We start from the raw sequence: 19,560 nt of genomic DNA, 5'->3' as shown, positions 1-19,560 counted from the left end.
TCCTTGTTCCGTTTCGGGTGCGTGCTCACGCCGGGGCGCGCTCGCTGGCGGCCGCGAGTTCGTGGTGATAACGGCCGGTATGCAGCGACGACGGGCCGAGGCGCGCGTACTTGAACATCAGCGTGATCTCGATGACGAACAGGACGGTGTAGAACAGGATGAAACCCGCGAGACTCAGGTACAGGTCGCTCGGCTGCAGGCTCGACGCGGACAGGTGCGTCGGCAGGATGCCCGCGATCGTCCACGGCTGGCGGCCGAGCTCGGCGACCACCCAGCCGAATTCCGCGGCCAGCCACGGCAGCGGGATCGCCCACACCGCATAGCGGAGGAACCAGCGGCGGTTGTCCTGCAGCAGTTCGCGGCGCGCGCAGAACCAGAACGCGGCGACGAAGGTCGCGAGGAACAGGAAGCCGAGGAACACCATGATCCGGAACGAGAAGAACACGGGCGCGACCGGCGGAATCGTCTTCTTCGCGGCGGCCTTGATCTGCTCCGGCGTCGCATCGACGACGTTCGGCGTGAACTGCTTGAGCATCAGCCCGTAGCCGAGATACTGCTTGTGCTGGTCGAACAACGCGCGCGTGGCCGCGCTCGTGTCGCCTTCCTTCAGCTTCTGCAGCGCGCCGTACGCGATCATCCCGCTCTGGATGTGCTCCTCGCTGTGCTTCGCGAGATCGCGCAGGCCGATCACGGGCTCGTCGATCGAGCGCGTCGCGATCAGGCCGAGCGCGTACGGGATCTTGATCGCGTAGTCGGTGCGCTGTTCTTCCTGGTTCGGAATGTCGATCAGCGTGAACGACGCGGGCGCCGGCTGCGTTTCCCATTCGGATTCGATCGCGGCGAGCTTCATCTTCTGCACTTCGCCGGTCGTGTAGCCCGATTCGTCGCCGAGCACGATCACGCACAGCGTCGCCGCGAGGCCGAAGCCGGCCGCGACCGCGAACGAGCGCAGCGCGAAGTCGACGTCGCGCTTCTTCAGCAGGTACCACGACGACACGCCGAGCACGAACATCGCGGCCGTCACGTAGCCGGCCGACACCGTATGCACGAACTTCACCTGCGCGACCGGGTTGAACAGCACGTCGAACAGGCTGGTCAGCTCCATGCGCATCGTCTGGTAGTTGAACTCGGCGCCGACCGGGTTGTTCATCCAGCCGTTCGCGACGAGGATCCACAGCGCGGACAGGTTCGAGCCCAGCGCGACGAGGAACGTGACGATCAGGTGCTTGACCTTCGACAGGCGGTTCCAGCCGAAGAAGAACAGGCCGACGAAGGTCGATTCGAGGAAGAACGCCATCAGCCCCTCGACCGCGAGCGGCACGCCGAAGATGTCGCCGACGTAGTGCGAGTAGTACGACCAGTTCGTGCCGAACTGGAATTCGAGCGTGATGCCGGTCGTCACGCCCATCGCGAAGTTGATCCCGAACAGCTTGCCCCAGAACTGCGTCATGTCCTTGTAGACCTGCTTGCCGGTCATCACGTAGACCGCTTCCATGATGACGAGCAGCCAGGACAGGCCGAGCGTCAGCGGCACGAACAGGAAGTGGTAGAGCGCCGTGATGCCGAACTGCAGACGTGACAGATCGACGACATCGCTACTTATCATGGTGGTCTCCCTCGGTAGATGCAGGCGCCGGTACCGAGAGCAGCTTCTCGGCGACGGCGGCAGGCGGAAGCGACATGTGCTCGGCCTGCGGATGATTGAAGAATGCGTATTTGAGCGACATCAGGAGGATCAGCTTGACGATCAGCACCAGGGTGATGTCGCGGGCGAGGGTCGGTCCGCGTGCCCACGCGGCGATGCGCGCGCGCCAGCCGATCGTGCCGGGCGGCCGCGGGGAAGGCGGCGCAGGCTCTTTATTGATCGAGATCAAGGTGATTATCCTGAATCGATTTACGTCGGATTTGGGGCGACTTTACGTCGGATTTATGACGGCCGTGAAGCTGTTTTAATCCTTTTGCGCCTGACATGCCAATTTTAAAAGGACTGCTTTCCGATGCCGAGTGCTGCGCTGCGGCAGACCGTCGCGAAACGGGGGGCAAAAGTTGAGGCAGATCAAGGTTATGCGGAAGGGGGCCGCAAATGGCCGAATACCTGATGAATCAGCTCAATTAATCGGCGGAGAAACGGGAAGGGAAACGAGCGGAGAAACGGGAAGAGAAGCGGGAAGAGAAGCGCATGCGGAAGCGCGTGAAAATCCGCGAAAAAGACGCACGAAAAAAAACCGCTGCCGGTCGGGCAGCGGTTTTCGACGAGGCGCGCTCGAGCGCCGGCGATTTACGCGTATTCGGCGAGGGCCGTGCGCATCTTTTTCATTGCGCTCGCTTCGATCTGGCGGATGCGTTCCGCGGACACGCCGAATTCGGCGGCGAGATCGTGCAGCGTCGAGCCGCCCGAGCCGTCGTCGTCGACGTGCAGCCAGCGCGCCTCGATGATGCGGCGGCTGCGCGCGTCGAGTGCCTCGAGCGCCTGCGCGATGCCGTCCGTCTGCAGCATGTCGCGCTGACGCGCGGCGAGCACGGCGGTCGGCTCGTTGTGCGAGTCGGCCAGGTAGGCGATCGGCGCGTACGATTCCTCGCCGTCTTCCACCTGCCCTTCGAGCGCGATATCGCCGCCCGACAGGCGCGTTTCCATCTCGGTCACGTCTTCGCGCTTGACGTTGAGTTCCTGCGCGAGACCGTCGATTTCCTCGGGCGTCATCGCCTGCATGGACTTCTTGTGGCTGCGCAGGTTGAAGAACAGCTTGCGCTGCGCCTTCGTCGTCGCGACCTTCACCATGCGCCAGTTGCGCAGGATGTACTCGTGGATCTCGGCCTTGATCCAGTGGATCGCGTACGACACCAGGCGCACGTTTTGCGCCGGGTCGAAACGCTTCACCGCCTTCATCAGGCCGATGTTGCCTTCCTGGATCAGGTCGCCGTGCGGCAGGCCGTAGCCGAGATAGTTGCGTGCGACCGACACGACCAGACGCAGGTGCGACAGCACGAGGCGGCGCGCCGAGTCGAGGTTGTTGTCCTCGCGGAATTCGGTTGCGTACCGGCGTTCCTCTTCGGCGGTCAGCAGCGGAATGCGGTTGACGGCCTGGATGTACGCGTCGATGTTGCCGAGCTGGCCGGGCAACATCGATTGGGCTGCGAGCGCCAGCGAGCCTGCCGATTCGGCCTTGGCCGGCGTCGGGCTCAGGGTGTTCGGGAGGGTCAGGGCGTTGCTCACTAAAAACTCCTTTGGAATCAGGGACAAACCCCCGGTCTCGAATGAGATTCCGTGGGCCATCTTAGCACTCCCGGAAGACGAGTGCTAATCCTTAGAGCGGACGTGGGCATCCGAGTTCCCGTTTTTCTATCGAAGAAGTCGAATCGATAGTCTAATTTGCGACCCGGGGCGCGACGCGAAGTTCCGTAAACCGTTGTTTCTGATGGTAATCAGTAGACGATTTCGATTTTTGCCGTTTTGGAAGCAAGCCATTTCGCTTCGTGATGCCGATCCGAAAAGTCCTTTACCATACCATTCAGTTCGCTCGGGCCAGGCCGTCGCGGCAGGCTCCATTCAACCCAAAAAGTTGGAGTGTCAGATGAACAATAAGAAGAATCGCCGGCCCCGCAGCCGGCTTGCGCTGCATGCGTTGCTGGCGGCGTCCCTGCTGGGCGGACCGGGTGCGGCGTTCGCGGATCGATGGGGGATCCAGGCGGGTGGCGGGTTTTCGGATCGGCGCGGGATCGACAAGGGCGACCTGGGCGTCGTGTGGGATCCGGGCTGGAACTGGTGGCAGGTCGGCGGCTGGCACTTCGCGTTCGTCGTCGAAGGGCACGCCGGATACTGGCACACGGGCGGCAACGTCCACGGCAGCATCGGCGAATTCGGCGTGACGCCGTTGTTCCGCTTCATCAAGAGCACGGGCGAGATTCGCCCGTTCATCGAGGCGGGCGGCGGGGTCCGGCTCCTGACCCATCCGACGATCTCGAACAACTTCTCGCTGTCGACCGCGTTCCAGTTCGCGCCGACCGGGGGCGTCGGCGTGCAGTTCGGCCAACGGCAACAGTATCAGGTCGGCTACCGTTTTGAACATGTGTCTAACGCGGGTATCAAAGAGCCGAATCCTGGTATAAATTTCCACCAGTTCTACGTGCAGTACAACTTCTGATCCGCACGCCCGCGCACGGCGGGCGCGTTGCCGAGGAGTCAGGCGATGGCGAAGGTGATCGATGCGATCCGCGCGCTCGAGCGCGATCGGTTCCGGGCGATGGTGGACGGGGACGGCGAGGCGCTCGGCGCGCTGCTGTCGGACAAGGTGTTCTTCGTGCACACCAACGGCAAACGCGAAACCAAGCAGCAGTTCATCGATGCCATCGTCGCCGGCCGCCGCCGCTATCGCCAGATCGAAATCCAGTCGCAGGACGTGCTGCCGGTCGGCGGCGAAACCTGCGTCGTCACCGGGCGCGCGTTGATCGAGATGGAAACGAACAACGGCGGCCTGGTCTTCCCGATCGCCTATACGTCCGTCCACACCGAGGAACAGGGGCGCTGGTGCCTGCTCGCGTGGCAGGCGACGCGGTGCGCGACCGAGACATGAGCGCGCGTCGCGCTCCTTTTCATGCCCCCGAATCGAGCGGCCTTCTGGGCCGCTTTTTGCTGGCCCGTGCGGCGCGGATCGCGCGGCGCACGGGCGGTCGTTCCGCTCGCTGACGTTTGAACGCTCGGTCGATGCGCGGCCGTCAGGCCGCCGCGCGGTGGTCCGTGCAGTGCCACGCCGATCGGTTGATCGCACTGACGACCGCGTCGAGCGCGGCGCTCGCCGCATCGGCATGCAGGCCGACGCCGTGCCGCAGCGGTGCGTCGCCGACCCGGCAGCCGACCGATACCGCGAACCGTCCGTCCGTCGCGCGCACCGATTCGCACGACGCGACGTCGATCGCGGCGCCGGCCGCCGCCGCGAAGGCCGCGGCGAATCGTCGCACGGCGTCCTCCGGCGCCGACTCGGTCGCGGCCGCGGGCGCCGCCGCGATCTCGCGGTTCTGCCAGCGCGCGCTGCCGCCGTGGCGCGCGGCCGGGCCGTCGGTCTCGAAGAATTCGCGCGTGAACAGCGCGCAGATCGCGTCGCCCGTCACTTCCTCGCCGGATGCGTCCGCGAGCGTCTGCACCGCGTGGCTGAATTCGATCTGCACGCGCCGCGTCGGCGTGAAGCCCATCCCGCGTTCGAGCAGGAACGTCGCGCCGCCCTTGCCGGACTGGCTGTTCACGCGGATCACCGCGTCATAGCTGCGGCCGAGGTCGGCCGGGTCGATCGGCAGGTACGGCACTTCCCAGACCGCGTCGGGGCGTTGCTGCGCGAAACCCTTGCGGATCGCGTCCTGGTGCGAGCCCGAGAACGCGGTGAACACGAGGTCGCCCGCGTACGGGTGGCGCGGGTGCACGGGAATCTGGTTGCAGCGTTCGACGACGCGGCGCACCGCGTCGATGTCGGAGAAGTCGAGGCCCGGGTCGATGCCCTGCGTGTAGAGGTTCAGCGCGAGCGTGACGAGATCGACGTTGCCGGTGCGTTCGCCGTTGCCGAACAGGCAGCCCTCGATGCGGTCGGCGCCCGCGAGCAGCGCGAGTTCGGCCGCCGCCACCGCGGTGCCGCGGTCGTTGTGCGGATGCACCGACAGCACGATGCTGTCGCGATACGCGAGGTTGCGGTCCATCCATTCGATCTGGTCGGCGAACACGTTCGGGCTTGCGGCTTCGACGGTGGCCGGCAGGTTGACGATCATCTTGTGGTCGCGGGTCGGGCGCCACGTCTGCGCGACCGCGTCGCAGATCTCGCGTGCAAACGTCAGCTCGGTCATGCTGAAGGTTTCCGGCGAGTACTGGAAGGTCCACTGCGTGTCGGGGCGCGCGTCGGCGTGCGCCTTGATGATGCGCGTGCCGTCGATCGCGAGCGCCTTCACGTCGTTTTTCGACATCCCGAACACGATGCGGCGGAACGACGGGCACACCGCGTTGTACAGGTGCACGATCGCGCGCGGCACGCCTTCGAGCGCGTCGAACGTGCGGGCGATCAGGTCCTCGCGCGACTGCACGAGCACCTCGATCGTCACGTCGTCGGGAATCCGCTGGTCGTCGATCAGCTTGCGGACGAAATCGAAGTCGGTTTGCGACGCCGACGGAAAACCGACTTCGATCTCCTTGAACCCGATCGCCACCAGCATCTCGAAGAATTCGAGCTTCTGCTCGATGCTCATCGGCTCGATCAGCGACTGGTTGCCGTCGCGCAGGTCGGTGCTCATCCACACGGGCGCGCGCTCGATGGTGCGGGACGGCCAGCGGCGGCCATTGAGGCGGACGGGTTCGAACGGACGGTACTTGTCTTGCGGATTGCGCTGCATCTTCTGGACCTCGGGTCTCAAGTCGCGAGCGAAGACGGGCGGCATGAGCGACGGTTGGCGCTGCCTCGCATCGCCGCGCGCCATTGCGCCGCGGATGCGGATGATCTTCGCGAATCGGCCGACGGATAGACGGACGAATGCTGACGACTTCGGTTGTAAAAACTGCGAGAGGGGTACTGCGAGGAACTGCTGGGAGGGACCGTGCGGACAGCACACGGCGCTACGACAGCCTTAGGCTAGTCGTAGCGATAGCGGCCGCGCTAGGCGGCCGGAGGTAATTCGGAGGGTGTTCGGAAAGGAACGCATGGCAGTCACTCTATGCCAGGATGCGGGCGCGTGTCAAATGGTCGGGACAAAGGGGCCGGTCGCGGCCGCGTCGTCAGCGTGCGATGCGCGCGATCTCCACGATCGTCGCGACCTGCCGCGCCACCGTGTCCGGCACCGGCACCTCGCCGCGCAGCACGGCGTCCGTCCACGCGGCCGTGGTCGCCGCATCGCGCGCTTCGGGCAGCGCGACGGGCGGCGCATCGGTCGACGAACGCTCGGCCTCGATCAGTGTGTCGCACACGCCGTCGTGCAGCCAGTCGACCTGCACCTGGCGCCGCGTGTCGGCGACGGCTTCGCCCTCGGTGCCGCGCGCGAGCAGCGCGCCGCCCAGCGCGGCGTCCGGATGATCGCGAAACAGCTGCGCGAGGCTGTCGCGGTACGGCGGATGCGTGTAGTTGACGAGCCGCAGCCCGGCCGGCGCGAACGGCTGCAGGATCTTCACGAGCGTGTGCGTCGAGTTGCGTACGCCGAGCACGCTGCGCATCGACAGCAGGCGGGCGATGCGCGGCGCCAGGACGCCGATCGGTGCGAACGCGACGCGGCGCTCGGCCAGCATGTCCTCGATCGCATCGTGCGACGCCGACGGCGCGAGCGACAGCGCGGAGAAGATCTCCGCGCTCGTCACGCGACCGGGATCGCGCTCCACGCCGTGCACGAGCGCCGGTACGCCTTCGCGCGCGAGCAGCAGCGCGAGCAGCGGCACGAGGTTCGGCTGCTTGCGCGCACCGTTGTAGCTCGGGATCGCGACCGGGCGGAACGCGGCGTCCTGCACGTGCACGGGCTCGAACGACGCCTGCGCGGCGGCGAGCATCGCGGCCAGTTCGTCGGCGGTTTCGCCCTTCAGCCGATAGGCGATCAGGATCGCGCCAAGTTCGACGTCCGACACGCGTGCGTCGAGCATCGCGCGATAGAGCGCGAACGTGTCCTCGGCGGACAGCGCGCGCGCGCCGTTCGGGCCGCGGCCGATTTCCTTGATGAAGCGGGCGCAAGGGAACGGAGCGGCGGCGGTGTCGGGGGAAGCGGTCATCGGGGCGTGGGGCGGGCGGCCGGCATCGGGCCGCGCGGTGAGCGGTGAGGAATGCCCGAGTATCGCACGGGCGCGGCCGCGCATCGTGCCGCGCTACACTCTGGGTCCCGGCGGTGCGCGCGCCGGTTGCGCCGCGCCCGTGCCGTTGCCGGCCGAATACGACCAACAGAGACATCCCATGAAGCTCTACAGCTATTTCCGCAGTTCCGCGTCGTACCGCGTGCGGATTGCCCTGAACCTGAAGCGGCTGCCGTTCGACTATGTTCCCGTGCACATGCTGCGCGACGGCGGCGAGCAACTGAAGGACGCGTACCGCGCAGTGAATCCGGACGCGGTCGTGCCGACGCTGGTCGACGGCGACGCGACGCTGCAGCAGTCGCTCGCGATCATCGAGTATCTCGAGGAAACCCATCCCGAGCCCGCGCTGCTGCCGAAGCAGCCGGTCGATCGCGCATACGTGCGCGCGATCGCGCTGCAGATCGCGTGCGAAATCCATCCGCTGAACAACCTGCGCGTGCTGAAGTACCTGAAGCACACGATGAAGGTGCCCGAGGAGGCGAAGAGCGCGTGGTACCGGCACTGGATCGAGGCCGGCTTCGAGACGCTCGAGACGCGTCTCGCGAGCGATCCGCGCACCGGCAAGCTGTGCTTCGGCGACACGCCGACGCTCGCCGACGTGTGCCTCGTGCCGCAGGTGTTCAACGCGAACCGCTTCTCGATCGATACCACGCGCTTCCCGACGATCCAGCGGATCGCCGACCACGCCGCGGCGCTCGACGCGTTCAAGGCCGCCGAGCCGGGCGCGCAGCCCGACGCGGAATGAGCGCGCCGCGCCGCTGGTGACGAGCGGGCGCGCATGAAAAAGGGCGCCCGAAGGCGCCCCGTGCGGTGCGTGCCGGCGAGGGTCAGCCGAGCAGCGCGTCCGCGAATTCCACCGCGCTGAACGGCTGCAGGTCCTCGACCTTTTCGCCGACGCCGATGAAGTAGACGGGCACCGGGCGTTGCCGCGCGATCGCGGCGAGAATCCCGCCCTTCGCGGTGCCGTCGAGCTTCGTGACGATCAGGCCCGTGAGGCCGAGCGCGTCGTCGAATGCCTTCACCTGCGTGAGCGCGTTCTGGCCGGTGTTCGCGTCGATCACCAGCAGCACTTCGTGCGGCGCGCCGTCGTGCGCCTTCGCAATCACGCGCTTTACCTTCTTCAGCTCTTCCATCAGGTGGAGCTGCGTCGGCAGGCGGCCGGCCGTATCGGCCATCATCACGTCGATCTTGCGCGCGCGCGCGGCGCTGACCGCGTCGAAGATCACCGCGGCCGGATCGCCGCTTTCCTGCTGCACGACCGTCACGTTGTTGCGTTCGCCCCAGACCGCGAGCTGCTCGCGCGCGGCCGCGCGGAACGTATCGCCCGCGGCCAGCAGCACCGACTGGTCGAAGCTCTGCAGATGCTTCGCGAGCTTGCCGATGCTGGTCGTCTTGCCCGCGCCGTTCACGCCGGCGATCATCATCACGAGCGGCTGCGCGCGGCCGAGCATCAGCGATTTCTCGAGCGGCGTCAGCAGTTCGACGAGCAGGTCGTGCAGCGCGCCCTTTACCTGCTGCGGGTCGGTCAGCCGGCCCGTGCGCACCTTTTCGCGCAGCGCGCCGAGCAGGTACTCGGTCGCATCGACGCCCGCGTCGGACATCAGCAGCGCGGTTTCGAGCTCCTCGTACAGATCCTCGTCGATCTTCGTGTTGACGAAGACGCCGGTGATGCTCGAGCCCGTTTTCGCGAGCCCCGTTTTCAGGCGCGCGAGCCACGACTTCTTCGCGGACGCGTCCTGCAGCGGCGGCGGGACGATCTCGACCGTCTCGACGACCTCGTCGCGGCCGTCGTTGGTCGGCGTGACCGTCATCACGACGGCCGGCGCGGCCGGTTGCGCGGGTGCCTGCGGCACGTCGGCCGCGGGCGGGGCCACGGGCGCGGGCGCATCGGACGGCTCGTCCGCTTGCTGCGCGTCGGCCGATTGCGATTCCGCCGGATCGGGCTCCTGCGATTTCTTGAATCGTTTGAAGAAACTGAACATGGTCTGACGTCGGGAAGAGGGCAGGCCCGCCGAGAGAGGCGGGGCGCTGGGCGGGCCGTTCTGCGTTCGCGCGGGCGCGGCGCACGGCGGCCGAGACCGTGCATTTTATCAGTGCGGCGTGGCGCTCGCGTCAGCGCGCGCCGCCGCTGTGGTAACGTGCGCCTGTTTGGCGGTGCGCCCCTGCGCGCGCCCGGTCCCTCCGTCGTCGATATCCCGTATGTCCCGTTTCTCTTCCGGCCGCCCGGCGGCCCCTCCTGCCCGCGGCAAGCCGCACACGATCCGCATCATCGGCGGCGACTGGAAGCGCACGCCGCTCGCGGTGCTCGATCTCGACGGCCTGCGGCCGACACCCGACCGCGTGCGCGAGACGCTGTTCAACTGGCTCGGCCAGGATCTCGAAGGCCGCCGCTGCCTCGACCTGTTCGCGGGCACCGGCGCGCTCGGCTTCGAGGCCGCGTCGCGCGGCGCGGCGGGCGTCGTGATGGTCGAGCGTCACCCGCGCGCCGCGCAGCAGCTGCGGGCGATCAAGGACAAGCTCGGCGCCCGTTCGGTCGAGGTTGCCGAGGCCGATGCGCTGCGGCTCGCAGCCGGGCTCACGCCGGGCGCGTTCGACGTCGTGTTTCTCGATCCGCCGTTCGGCGAACCGGCCGTGCTCGATCGCGCGATCGCGCTGGCGGCGCCGCTCGTCGCGGCGGGCGGCGCGCTGTACGTCGAAACGGGGGCGGAACTCGACCCGGCCGCGCACGAGGCGCTCGCGGGCTGGGAGGTGGTGAAGCACGGCAAGGCCGGCGCGGTTCACTATCATTTGCTGCGGCGCGAAAATGATGAATAATGCGCGTTCCATACGAGGCGGCGCGCCGCAAAGGCGACGCATGCCCATCTCGGCAGTGGCGTGCGCATCGCGCGGCTGCCATCCCGTTTGCGTGATGACAGGAGGAGCGACATGGTAGTCGCCGTGTATCCCGGTACGTTCGATCCGCTGACGCGCGGGCACGAAGACCTCGTGCGGCGTGCGTCGAGCATTTTTGATACGCTGGTCGTGGGCGTCGCCGACAGCCGCGCGAAAAAGCCGTTTTTCTCGCTCGAAGAACGTCTGACGATTGCGAACGAGGTGCTCGGCCATTACCCGAACGTGAAGGTGATGAGTTTCACCGGTCTCCTGAAGGATTTCGTCCGGACCAACAACGCACGCGTGATCGTGCGCGGCCTGCGTGCCGTGTCCGATTTCGAATATGAGTTCCAGATGGCGGGGATGAACCGCTACCTGTTGCCCGACGTCGAGACGATGTTCATGACACCGTCCGACCAGTACCAGTTCATCTCGGGGACGATCGTGCGCGAAATCGCGCAGTTGGGCGGTGATGTCAGCAAGTTCGTGTTCCCGTCCGTCGAGAAGTGGCTGACCGAGAAAGTGACGGCGATGGGAGGAGGCCCTGCCGCGTGATGCGGCGCCGGCCGGTTTCGTCGCGAAGCCGGCCGCCGGCCTGAAGAAGTGAGATCAGTATGGCTTTGATGATTACCGACGAGTGCATCAATTGAAAATTGGGGTCATATCGCTGGTTTAACCGTGGGCTGAGGCTTTCCAGCTTTTCCAATTGTCCGAAATCATGTTTTTGCAACTCAACTGCAACTCAGAGGCAAAAACATGGCGACATTCAGTCAGCGCAGCGGACGCTGGCAAGTCAAAATTAATCGCAAGGGATTTCCTACGCAGTACAAATCATTTGCGACGAAGGCAGAAGGGCAAGTCTGGGCACGTTCCGTCGAAACGTCGATGGACGACGGAACGTGGGTCGATCCGGCAGGTACGACCGACATAACCTTCGGCAAACTACTGGAGCGTTACAAGGAATCGATCACGCCGACCAAGCGTAGCAGGCGCAGCGAAGAATATCGGATCGGCAAAATGCTGCGCGACAAGATCGCTGAATACAGCATGCGCAATCTGACGGCCAGTCTGCTGGCCGATTACCGCGATCAACGTCTCAAGGTGGCTACCAACTCGTGCGTCTGCCGTGAACTCGCGACGATCAGCGCAGTGATCACCCATGCGCAACGTGAATGGGGACTCTCAGTAAGCAATCCGACGAAGCTTGTGAAAAAGCCCCGATTGCCACCTGGGCGGAATCGCATATTGAAGCCTGCCGAACTTGATTGCCTCTTGCATGAACTGCATGCGGAGCGCCACGGATTGCGGAGCAAGTGGTTGCTACCGCTCGTGAAGCTTGCGCTTGAGACTGCGATGCGACAAGGAGAATTATTGTCTCTGCAATGGAGACACGTTGACTTCGATCAACGCACGGCCTATCTCCCTATAACGAAAAACGGCAAGGATAGGTATGTTCCGTTGAGCAGTGCCGCGATCACAATTCTGGAAAGCTTGGAGCGCATCGACGAGCGCGTTATCCCGATCAGTCAGAACGTCGTCTTGTGTGCGTGGCCGCGAGCGTGCAAACGTGCCGGAATAGAAAACTTTCACTTTCACGATCTCCGGCACATGGCAACGACGAATCTTGCCAAAAAGCTGCCGAACGTGATCGAGCTTGCATCGGTGACGGGACATTCGAACGTTCAGATGCTGAGTCGGTATTACCACACGTCGGCGAGCGAACTGGCGAAGAAGCTCGGATAAGCGCTGATAACTTGTGTATACCGTACACACGGGAAACCTCAAAAAATGCGGTTCTCTATAATAACGAAGCCCTGTTCGATTGCGTACGGACAGGGCTTGTGCCTCAAGTAAACGTCGGTTCGACCGACATTTACCGGATATCGATCAGATCGGCTTGGCGTTGAGGTTGGCGAGCTGCTTCTTCGCCTTGTCGACGCGATGGGTCAGGTCGGCACGCTTTGCTGCGACCGTCTGGCGCTTGGCGGCCTGCTTCTGCGCTTTGATGCGCTGCTGCTCAAGGTCTGCGACTTCATGCAGACCTGCTCGGGTCAGGATTTCGTGGTATCTCATGGGTGTTGTCTCCATCACTGGCTGCTGGTATTTATACGAAATAAGACCATGAGTGACCGGCCGTGCGGGATACTTGCACAGCAACTGACCGGTAGTTGTGCATTGGTCAAATGAAGAACGAATATTTCTCTATATGCTACGGGGGTAGTAATGAAGGAACGGTTCGAGGGAGAAACGCGTCGTCAAAATCTCATCGACGCGCTTGGAATGCAGGGAGTTTGTCGGGATATTCCCAACTTGCCGGAGCGATTGGCCGATACTTGCGAGCTTGTCGAGTTTCATGACGGGGAAAAACTGATCGTGCAGGGTGATCAGTCAAGCGACGTTTACTTGTTATTGACCGGTGGCACGAAGATCGTCGTAGGTAAGAAAGAGGTTGATCGCGTTGATGCGGGTAGGCACGTGGGTGAAATGGCCGCAATCGAAGCGCTACCGCGATCCGCAACTGTAGTCGCCGATGGCACTGTCGTGGCGGCCAAACTCTCAGAGTCTCAGTTCATAGAGTTGGCAGATCAATTTCCTCGGATATACAAGCATATTGCTACTGAGCTAGCGCGCCGCTTGGAACGACGCAACAAGGCACTTGCCCGCGCAGATCAAAAGGTAAATGTGTTTGCGATTTCCTCAGTTGAAGCTCTGCCGGTCGCCGAAACAGGGGTCATTGCATTTGAGCATGAAGAAAATATCAGATTCTGGAACTGGCCTGACAACGTTTTTGGAGTGAGTAGTTATCCACTCGAAGACCTCGAACAGCATCTTGAAACGGCCGATTTTGCTATCGCAATTGCACAAGATGATGATCTGACAACATCTCGCAAGGGGAGGAGCCCGAGTCCACGAGACAATGTCATATTCGAGCTTGGATTATTCATGGGACGGCTTGGCCGCCGCCGAACCATTTTGATGAAACCGAAGGGCGTGGCTATAAAGCTGCCGAGCGATCTTGCTGGCGTAACAACCATCGACTATCCAGCAAAGCTATCCGATGACGCCCCGAACCGCGATATGGCGGCAGCATGGAAGAAGGTTCGCACGCACATCGAGAAAGTAAATCGATGAACAATAATGAGACTGCGAAGGTGCGTGCCGCGATCGAGCAAGGCCTCGATCGTGCAGAGTCCAATTGGAGAAAAGTCGGTCATTTGTTGGTAGAGGCACGGCTACAAAAGTCAATGGAGTCATACGCTGCCGATAGCGCCGACTCAAACATCCCGGGTTATCGGGTTGTGTCGGCAGATCATCCGCAAGTCGACGAGTTTATCGCGCTGGTAATTGACATGCGTGGATCCACCCAACGACTCAAGACGCATATAAAAAATGCGAAAGTCAATGGACTACAACGGGTTTACTACGAAACGTCAGCACTTCTACCAGCTTTCGCCGTTACCTGCGGCTTCAAAGATGGCATGGTTACAGAATATTTGGGTGATGGCGGATTGGTATTGTTCAGTGTAAACAAGGACGATAGGGAAAATTCTGTTCGGCTTGCATACCGTGCCGCGAAAGACTGTATCGGTAGTATGAGGACGCTGATTAATGACGCAATCGCGGAACGCTACAATCTGCCGGAAATTTCCCTTGGGGTTGGACTGGCGATGAGTAAAGCAATGATCACCTTAGTAGGCGTGCCCGGCAACTATCAACCTAAAGCCATCGGTTCATGTGTGTGGGATGCGACAAAACTTAGCGGCGGTGTAAATGCCGTGCATGTTTCGCCAGATATAAAAGGTATTTGGCCATCATCTCAAGGAGGGTTGATGCGATTCAGGCGGCTCGATCTCAAGCATGTCGAGGGATTTAAAATGTATAAAGAGTCCGCGACAGACCGATAACTGATTAATAGCAGGTCCGAACATCGGACCTGCCAGGCACTTCACTTCTTGCTAACAAACCCCGACCGCATCAGACCGCTGACGGCTTCGATCTGAGCATCAAGTTCACCGGCAGCAACTGCCGCCTTGAGCGTTTCGAGCGTTGGAATCAGATCGTCCAGCGTACCGACTTCGATAGCCTGCTTACCTTCGCAAGTTCCAGCGTCTTAGCACCGTACTTGACGAACATATGAACGCGGCCGTTTTCGGCAGTCCACCACCAAGCACGGACACGCTTCTGCACTTCCAAGTTACGTCGTTCGCCGGTTTCTGCATCCTTCACCGAACGAAACTTCGTCGGTGTAAACGACGTTCCAGCCTGTTGAGCCTTGGCGAGTTCCGTCTGTTCCCAAATTTGCGCGATCAGTCGGTTACGGCGTTGCACGATCTGCGGCAGCGCACCGGGCCGTTTCGCAGCGACGATCTTCAGATTTGCGATTGCGCTCATGTATTCCTCCTATGTCGTTTCGATACAGAGGAGGATGTATTCCGTCTGGCATGGGATCAAGAAAAGTTTGACGCTGTGTCTCGCTTCGCGTGCTACCCTGCGGAACCGCAATTTCGGCGGACAAAGTCATAGGTTGAGCCACAAGAATTTTTGTGGGATCTGGTAGCGAAACGCATGATGGCTCGTTTGGCCAACCGTAGGGGAAATGTCGGTCGCACCGACAATTGGTGCGGCCTGGGTTGCCATGGCTCTCATGCTTGCGCGCCGTGCGAATCTAGAAAGCCAACGCCGTCCAGAAAAGAGCAGGGTGCGACGCCGAAGATGGCTTAGCCGATTGCTCGGACTGGACGCCGACCGGCGCCGTCATCGTCCTTCCGTGCAAGGACTGCCGTGCCCACCACAACGACAGATCACCCTTGAAATATTTGTGCGAAGAGGGAGCCCCTTGAATGGTTTTACCCGACCTTAAGTTTCGGGATCTCGAATTGTGCGTCAACCGACAATGGTGATGTTCTGCTCGGCCATGCGCTAGACTTTTTGATGTGTGCAGGCTCGAGCATCGAACCCGCTAAGTCAAATTGTCTGTAATTCAAGCCGACTAAATCACCAGGCGCCGGGCTTGAAGTGAAACGCTGTCAGCCCAGAACCGTTTTCCAAACAGAAGCTCTGCCAGTTGAATCCTGGCAAACTACTGAGAGTTGCCGTGATCTTGCAGCTAACGTGGCTCGTGCCAACGCAGCGTTAAAGTCCGATTCGGTGAACAGTGCTCTTGCGCGGTTAGGAAGGAATGCGCCCCAATTTCCAGCTCTGTGTGGTTTGAGTGTCAAAAAATCAACGTCCGTGCCGGTAATTGAAGCTGGTGGCACACCACGGGCAATATGAGATGTGCTTAGGCGCTCAGTCGCTGCAGAAACAAGGGCATCAAAGCTGAGAGCAAGCGTAAGTGCTTGGGGCAGTGCCGCCATCAGTTGACTATGCGACACGTTATACGATGGTACGTGTGCAGCCTTGTGACGCTCACGCGCCAACTGCTTAAACACATCATCAACGTTGCCCGGCATTGCCATGCCGGCCTTCTGACTCACAATTCCCGCAGCCCGCCAAAAATTGTCGACACCAAAACTTTTCGCAATCTTTGAGACATCTTCCGAAGTAATATTGGATTTGTCACGCCCGAACGAATAGGCCGTGAACTGATAGGGTGACCCCAATGAACCCGCTGCAACAGCAACGGCGGCTTGTTCGAACTCTGAAAGCTTGTCGCTCATTGGCAAACTACGAGATAGATTGCCAAGCCCCTCAAACGTCGCAATCAGAGACGCCGCTTTCAGTCCAATGGGCAAGTGGGTATATGGCACCGCTGTTTGATCAATAGCTCTCGCGCACTCTAGGCTTCGATCTCGCAGAAAACCCTCCAGCGCGCTAAAGAGCATTACCATACAGCCGTTGCGTATAACGACTGCTGGGCTATTCGGGGTAGGTACCGGGGAACTATCGGTTGACAGAGGATCAGACAGGACCGTCTGTATAGCGGCGATTCTGCCGACAAGTTGATCACGTGCGGTCGACATTTCTACCTCACGCTATCGTGTCCAGCATGCCCTTAATAGCTCCTATACGACCCTCAACACTGGAGCGAGTATTCGTGCCGGTACGCACCCAACCTTCGAATTCACCGCCCTCAAAAAGCTTCTTGGTCGCCTTGCGAATTTGTGGAATCTTCGCGCTAAGCTTTTTTACCTTTGCTACACTCAGCAGTGACACAGCGACCATCTGCGCGTCGTACATGCCGGCAAGGAACTGGTTTCGTGTCGATGCTCCGTCGTATCTCTTGAAGGCGTCTGCCCCCCAGAACATCTCGCATCGGGCTAGTGCATCTAGGAATGCTTTCCTGAAAGCCGCAAGCTGGGCGGGAGACGGATCACGGTTCTTCTCCATGAACTTATCCATGGACCTTCGATAGTCACCGGAGAAGTTCGCCCATGAATCACGCATTGTCATAAAGCGCAACACGTATTCCACATCCTGCATCTGCAGATATGCAGGCTCGGTATTCTTTGATATTTTTAGCTGCTGGCGCAGAAAATTCGAGGTCGAGAGTTGGAACAAGAGATCGTTTAGTTTTCCTCGAAACGCCGCGTTTCTAATTTCCTGCGCAAACAGAGCTTCGCCACCTGTGTTGAGACGCTCAAAAACCTCGTACTTCAAATCCGGATCGGACTGTTTCAATAGCGTGATGACGCGAACGTACGGGCGAATTTCGAGCGCATTTTTGGGCTCGGTCGGTAGCTTCTCAAACGTAAATCCTGTTAGTGCGGTAAATTTCTCCAACTCACCCAGTGAAAACTTGTTCCGCATGAACCGGGTAATCGTGGATAGGCGTTGTTTCCCATCGATCACGGTGTATTTACCGTATGCCTCTTCGGCGAGATACACCGGCGGGATCGGGATGTTCAATAAGAACGACTCGATTAACGCAGACTGCCGCTTCGGACTCCAGCGCTCTCGCCGTTGATACGACGGCTGCGTATCGATTGCTCCCTTCTCAACCATGGCCGCCACAGTCTCCAACGACATATCAGAAGCCTGCAGGACAAGACGGTCCTGAGCGGCGTTGAAGATCTTCGTGATTTCGATCTCTTTCTGAGATGTGCTAGCGGGGGCGGCCATTTGGGCTCCTGGCGTCAATTATTGAAAGGGCTGGATCGGCGGGTAGCGTAGCACATTCGCCGTAGTGTCCCCACGCGAATGCGGCTTACGTAGATGTCCGGGCCCATCGAAATCGCGCCGTTCGGGCACTCGGGCTCGCAAACGTCGCAATTGTGCGGAAAACGTCTTGTTGCTCATGGCGTGGCGTGCTATCTCGACTTTGCGCGGTGCAAAATCTGCAACACCTGTGCAACTCGGCCGCAACTCAAAAACATGGATTTCGGGGAATTTGCACGACCGTGCGGAAGGATGAAAAGCTATAATATATTGTTTTTTATAGGAAAGTTGGTGGCAGCATGGCTTTGATGATTACCGACGAGTGCATCAATTGCGACGTGTGCGAGCCCGAGTGCCCGAACGGCGCGATTTCGATGGGCCCGGACATCTACGTGATCGACCCGAACAAGTGCACCGAGTGCGTCGGCCATTTCGACGAACCGCAGTGCCAGCAGGTGTGTCCGGTCGAATGCATTCCGCGCGATCCGCAGCATGACGAATCGCACGCGCAGTTGATGGAGAAGTATCACGCGCTGATCGCCGTGAAGGGCGACGACGCGTCGTGATCCGGCGGTGACGCGCGCCCGTTGATGGGCGAGCGCGCGTTCCGCGTCCCGATCGGCGCCACCCGGCGCCGGTTCTTCCGTATCAGGCCAGCCACTCGCGCAACGCCGCGACCAGCGCGTCGCATTCGGCGTCGGTGCCGACCGTGATGCGCAGGTGCTGGTCGATCCTCGGCAGCCGGAAGTGCCGCACGAAAATTTCCCGTTCCTTCAGTTTCGCCGCGATCGTGCCCGCATCGTGCGCGGGATGGCGCGCGAACACGAAATTCGCCGCCGACGGCACGATGTCGAAGCCGAGCGCGTCGAGCGCGTGCGTGAGCCGCGTCCGGCTGTCGACCACGCGCCGGCAGGTCGCGTCGAAATAGTCGGTGTCTTCATACGCGGCCTGCGCGGCGACCTGCGCGAGCCGGTCGAGCGGATAGGAGTTGAAGCTGTCCTTCACGCGGTTCAGTGCGTCGATCAGCGCCGCATCGCCGAACGCGAAGCCGACGCGCATGCCGGCGAGCGAGCGCGCCTTCGACGTCGTGTGCACGACGAGCAGGTTCGGATGACGGTCGATCAGCGCAATCGCCGACTGCGCGCCGAAATCGACATACGCCTCGTCGATCACGACGACCGATGACGGGTTCGCGGCCGCGATCCGCTCGACATCCGCGAGCGGCAGCGCGCGCCCGGTCGGCGCATTCGGGTTCGGAAACAGCACGCCGCCGGCATCGTCGAGGTAGTCGTCGACACGGATCGAGAAGTCGTCCGCGAGCGGCACGATCGCGGTCTCGACACCGTACAGACGCGCGTAGGTCGGATAGAAGCTGTACGTGATGTCCGGAAAGCGCAGCGGCCGGTCGTGCTTCAGCAGCGCCTGGAACGTGTGCGCGAGCACCTCGTCGGAGCCGTTGCCGACGAACACCTGCTCGGGCTTGATGCGGTGATGGGCCGCGACCGTCTCGCGCAGCGCGCGCGCGACCGGGTCGGGATAACGACGCAGCGTGTCGCCGGTCGTGCCGAGTTCGCGTGCGATCGCCGCGACGACGCGCGGCGACGGCGGATAGGGATTCTCGTTGGTGTTCAGCTTGACGGGGTGCGCGAGCGCGGGCTGCTCGCCCGGCACGTAAGGCACGAGTTGCTGAACGACGTCGCTCCAGTAACGGCTCACCGCTTGGCTCCTGTCGGGCAAAACGTCGAGATTACCGCATGTGCGCGTCGTAGTGGGGCGGGCGCAGCCGCCCGGCG

Annotated in this window: 19 protein-coding genes and 2 pseudogenes; 9 read left to right on the top strand and 12 right to left on the bottom strand. The window is 61.8% G+C overall.

Annotated elements, in window-relative coordinates; all coding sequences use genetic code 11:
- Positions 1–25: 25 nt before the first annotated feature.
- The 3 genes from HWX00_RS32275 to rpoH form a co-directional block, all read right to left on the bottom strand.
- Positions 26–1,606, bottom strand: coding sequence for a cytochrome ubiquinol oxidase subunit I (locus HWX00_RS32275; protein WP_175028680.1), 1,581 nt, complete (start codon positions 1,604–1,606; stop codon positions 26–28).
- Positions 1,596–1,874, bottom strand: coding sequence for a cytochrome oxidase putative small subunit CydP (gene cydP / locus HWX00_RS32270; RefSeq protein ID WP_034189255.1), 279 nt, complete (start codon positions 1,872–1,874; stop codon positions 1,596–1,598). The genes HWX00_RS32275 and cydP overlap by 11 nt, the downstream gene beginning before the upstream one ends.
- A 404-nt stretch (positions 1,875–2,278) precedes the next feature.
- Positions 2,279–3,214: an RNA polymerase sigma factor RpoH gene (gene rpoH / locus HWX00_RS32265; protein WP_034189256.1), complete on the bottom strand. Its 936-nt coding sequence runs from the start codon at positions 3,212–3,214 to the stop codon at positions 2,279–2,281.
- Between the two features lie 358 nt (positions 3,215–3,572).
- On the opposite strand from rpoH, the gene HWX00_RS32260 reads away from it, so the two are divergent.
- Together HWX00_RS32260 and HWX00_RS32255 are read left to right on the top strand one after the other, a co-directional pair.
- Positions 3,573–4,142, top strand: a complete 570-nt coding sequence (locus tag HWX00_RS32260; RefSeq protein ID WP_175028679.1) for an acyloxyacyl hydrolase — start codon at positions 3,573–3,575, stop codon at positions 4,140–4,142.
- Between the two features lie 45 nt (positions 4,143–4,187).
- On the top strand, positions 4,188–4,571 hold the full coding sequence (locus HWX00_RS32255; RefSeq protein WP_034189258.1) for a nuclear transport factor 2 family protein: 384 nt from the start codon (positions 4,188–4,190) through the stop codon (positions 4,569–4,571).
- A gap of 142 nt (positions 4,572–4,713) precedes the next feature.
- Here the strand turns inward: HWX00_RS32255 and leuA are convergent, their stop codons facing one another.
- Positions 4,714–6,366, bottom strand: coding sequence for a 2-isopropylmalate synthase (leuA, locus tag HWX00_RS32250; protein ID WP_034189299.1), 1,653 nt, complete (start codon positions 6,364–6,366; stop codon positions 4,714–4,716).
- A gap of 379 nt (positions 6,367–6,745) precedes the next feature.
- Entirely contained in the window at positions 6,746–7,720 is a 975-nt protein-coding gene (gene ybiB / locus HWX00_RS32245) for a DNA-binding protein YbiB (protein WP_034189259.1), read from the bottom strand.
- Positions 7,721–7,898: 178 nt separating this feature from the next.
- On the opposite strand from ybiB, the gene maiA reads away from it, so the two are divergent.
- Positions 7,899–8,543 carry a maleylacetoacetate isomerase gene (maiA, locus tag HWX00_RS32240; RefSeq protein ID WP_049034324.1) on the top strand — a complete coding sequence of 215 codons (645 nt, stop codon included), beginning with the start codon at positions 7,899–7,901 and terminating at the stop codon, positions 8,541–8,543.
- A gap of 82 nt (positions 8,544–8,625) precedes the next feature.
- Here the strand turns inward: maiA and ftsY are convergent, their stop codons facing one another.
- Positions 8,626–9,780, bottom strand: a complete 1,155-nt coding sequence (gene ftsY, locus HWX00_RS32235) for a signal recognition particle-docking protein FtsY (RefSeq protein WP_034189261.1) — start codon at positions 9,778–9,780, stop codon at positions 8,626–8,628.
- 217 nt (positions 9,781–9,997) lie between these two features.
- On the opposite strand from ftsY, the gene rsmD reads away from it, so the two are divergent.
- The 3 genes from rsmD to HWX00_RS32220 all read left to right on the top strand — a co-directional run bounded on the left by rsmD (position 9,998) and on the right by HWX00_RS32220 (position 12,412).
- Complete coding sequence (gene rsmD / locus HWX00_RS32230) at positions 9,998–10,612, top strand: 16S rRNA (guanine(966)-N(2))-methyltransferase RsmD (RefSeq protein ID WP_175028678.1); 615 nt, start codon at positions 9,998–10,000, stop codon at positions 10,610–10,612.
- 111 nt (positions 10,613–10,723) lie between these two features.
- Positions 10,724–11,224 (top strand): pantetheine-phosphate adenylyltransferase, encoded by a 501-nt coding sequence (coaD, locus tag HWX00_RS32225; protein WP_175028677.1) that lies wholly within the window; start codon positions 10,724–10,726, stop codon positions 11,222–11,224.
- A gap of 201 nt (positions 11,225–11,425) precedes the next feature.
- On the top strand, positions 11,426–12,412 hold the full coding sequence (locus tag HWX00_RS32220) for a tyrosine-type recombinase/integrase (RefSeq protein WP_175028676.1): 987 nt from the start codon (positions 11,426–11,428) through the stop codon (positions 12,410–12,412).
- Between the two features lie 144 nt (positions 12,413–12,556).
- On the opposite strand, the gene HWX00_RS32215 is transcribed toward HWX00_RS32220, so the two are convergent.
- Positions 12,557–12,742: a hypothetical protein gene (locus HWX00_RS32215; protein ID WP_175028665.1), complete on the bottom strand. Its 186-nt coding sequence runs from the start codon at positions 12,740–12,742 to the stop codon at positions 12,557–12,559.
- Positions 12,743–12,892: 150 nt separating this feature from the next.
- Between HWX00_RS32215 and HWX00_RS32210 the strand changes: the two genes are divergently transcribed.
- Together HWX00_RS32210 and HWX00_RS32205 are read left to right on the top strand one after the other, a co-directional pair.
- A complete protein-coding gene (locus HWX00_RS32210; protein ID WP_175028675.1) occupies positions 12,893–13,801 on the top strand; it encodes a TIR domain-containing protein in 909 nt (302 codons plus the stop codon).
- Complete coding sequence (locus HWX00_RS32205; protein ID WP_175028674.1) at positions 13,798–14,574, top strand: hypothetical protein; 777 nt, start codon at positions 13,798–13,800, stop codon at positions 14,572–14,574. Before HWX00_RS32210 ends, HWX00_RS32205 begins: the two co-directional genes overlap by 4 nt.
- A 41-nt stretch (positions 14,575–14,615) precedes the next feature.
- Here the strand turns inward: HWX00_RS32205 and HWX00_RS32200 are convergent.
- From HWX00_RS32200 to HWX00_RS32185, 4 genes and pseudogenes are all read right to left on the bottom strand, one after another.
- Positions 14,616–15,061, bottom strand: a pseudogene (locus tag HWX00_RS32200) (DUF6641 family protein).
- A 635-nt stretch (positions 15,062–15,696) separates the two neighbouring features.
- Positions 15,697–16,632, bottom strand: a complete 936-nt coding sequence (locus HWX00_RS32195; protein ID WP_226194142.1) for a HEPN domain-containing protein — start codon at positions 16,630–16,632, stop codon at positions 15,697–15,699.
- Positions 16,633–16,639: 7 nt separating this feature from the next.
- Positions 16,640–17,731: a DUF262 domain-containing protein gene (locus HWX00_RS32190; protein WP_208456749.1), complete on the bottom strand. Its 1,092-nt coding sequence runs from the start codon at positions 17,729–17,731 to the stop codon at positions 16,640–16,642.
- Between the two features lie 86 nt (positions 17,732–17,817).
- Positions 17,818–17,883, bottom strand: a pseudogene (locus HWX00_RS32185) (YfhL family 4Fe-4S dicluster ferredoxin); the annotation flags it as partial.
- Positions 17,884–18,066: 183 nt separating this feature from the next.
- Between HWX00_RS32185 and HWX00_RS32180 the strand changes: the two are divergent.
- Complete coding sequence (locus HWX00_RS32180) at positions 18,067–18,333, top strand: YfhL family 4Fe-4S dicluster ferredoxin (RefSeq protein WP_006477774.1); 267 nt, start codon at positions 18,067–18,069, stop codon at positions 18,331–18,333.
- Positions 18,334–18,415: 82 nt separating this feature from the next.
- Here HWX00_RS32180 and hisC read toward each other — a convergent pair whose 3' ends face one another.
- Positions 18,416–19,483, bottom strand: coding sequence for a histidinol-phosphate transaminase (hisC, locus tag HWX00_RS32175; RefSeq protein ID WP_175028672.1), 1,068 nt, complete (start codon positions 19,481–19,483; stop codon positions 18,416–18,418).
- Between the last annotated feature and the right edge of the window lie 77 nt (positions 19,484–19,560).

The sequence above is a fragment of the Burkholderia seminalis DSM 23518 genome, assembly GCF_902832885.1.
GTDB lineage: Bacteria > Pseudomonadota > Gammaproteobacteria > Burkholderiales > Burkholderiaceae > Burkholderia > Burkholderia seminalis.
This window is presented reverse-complemented; position numbering and strand designations above follow the sequence as displayed.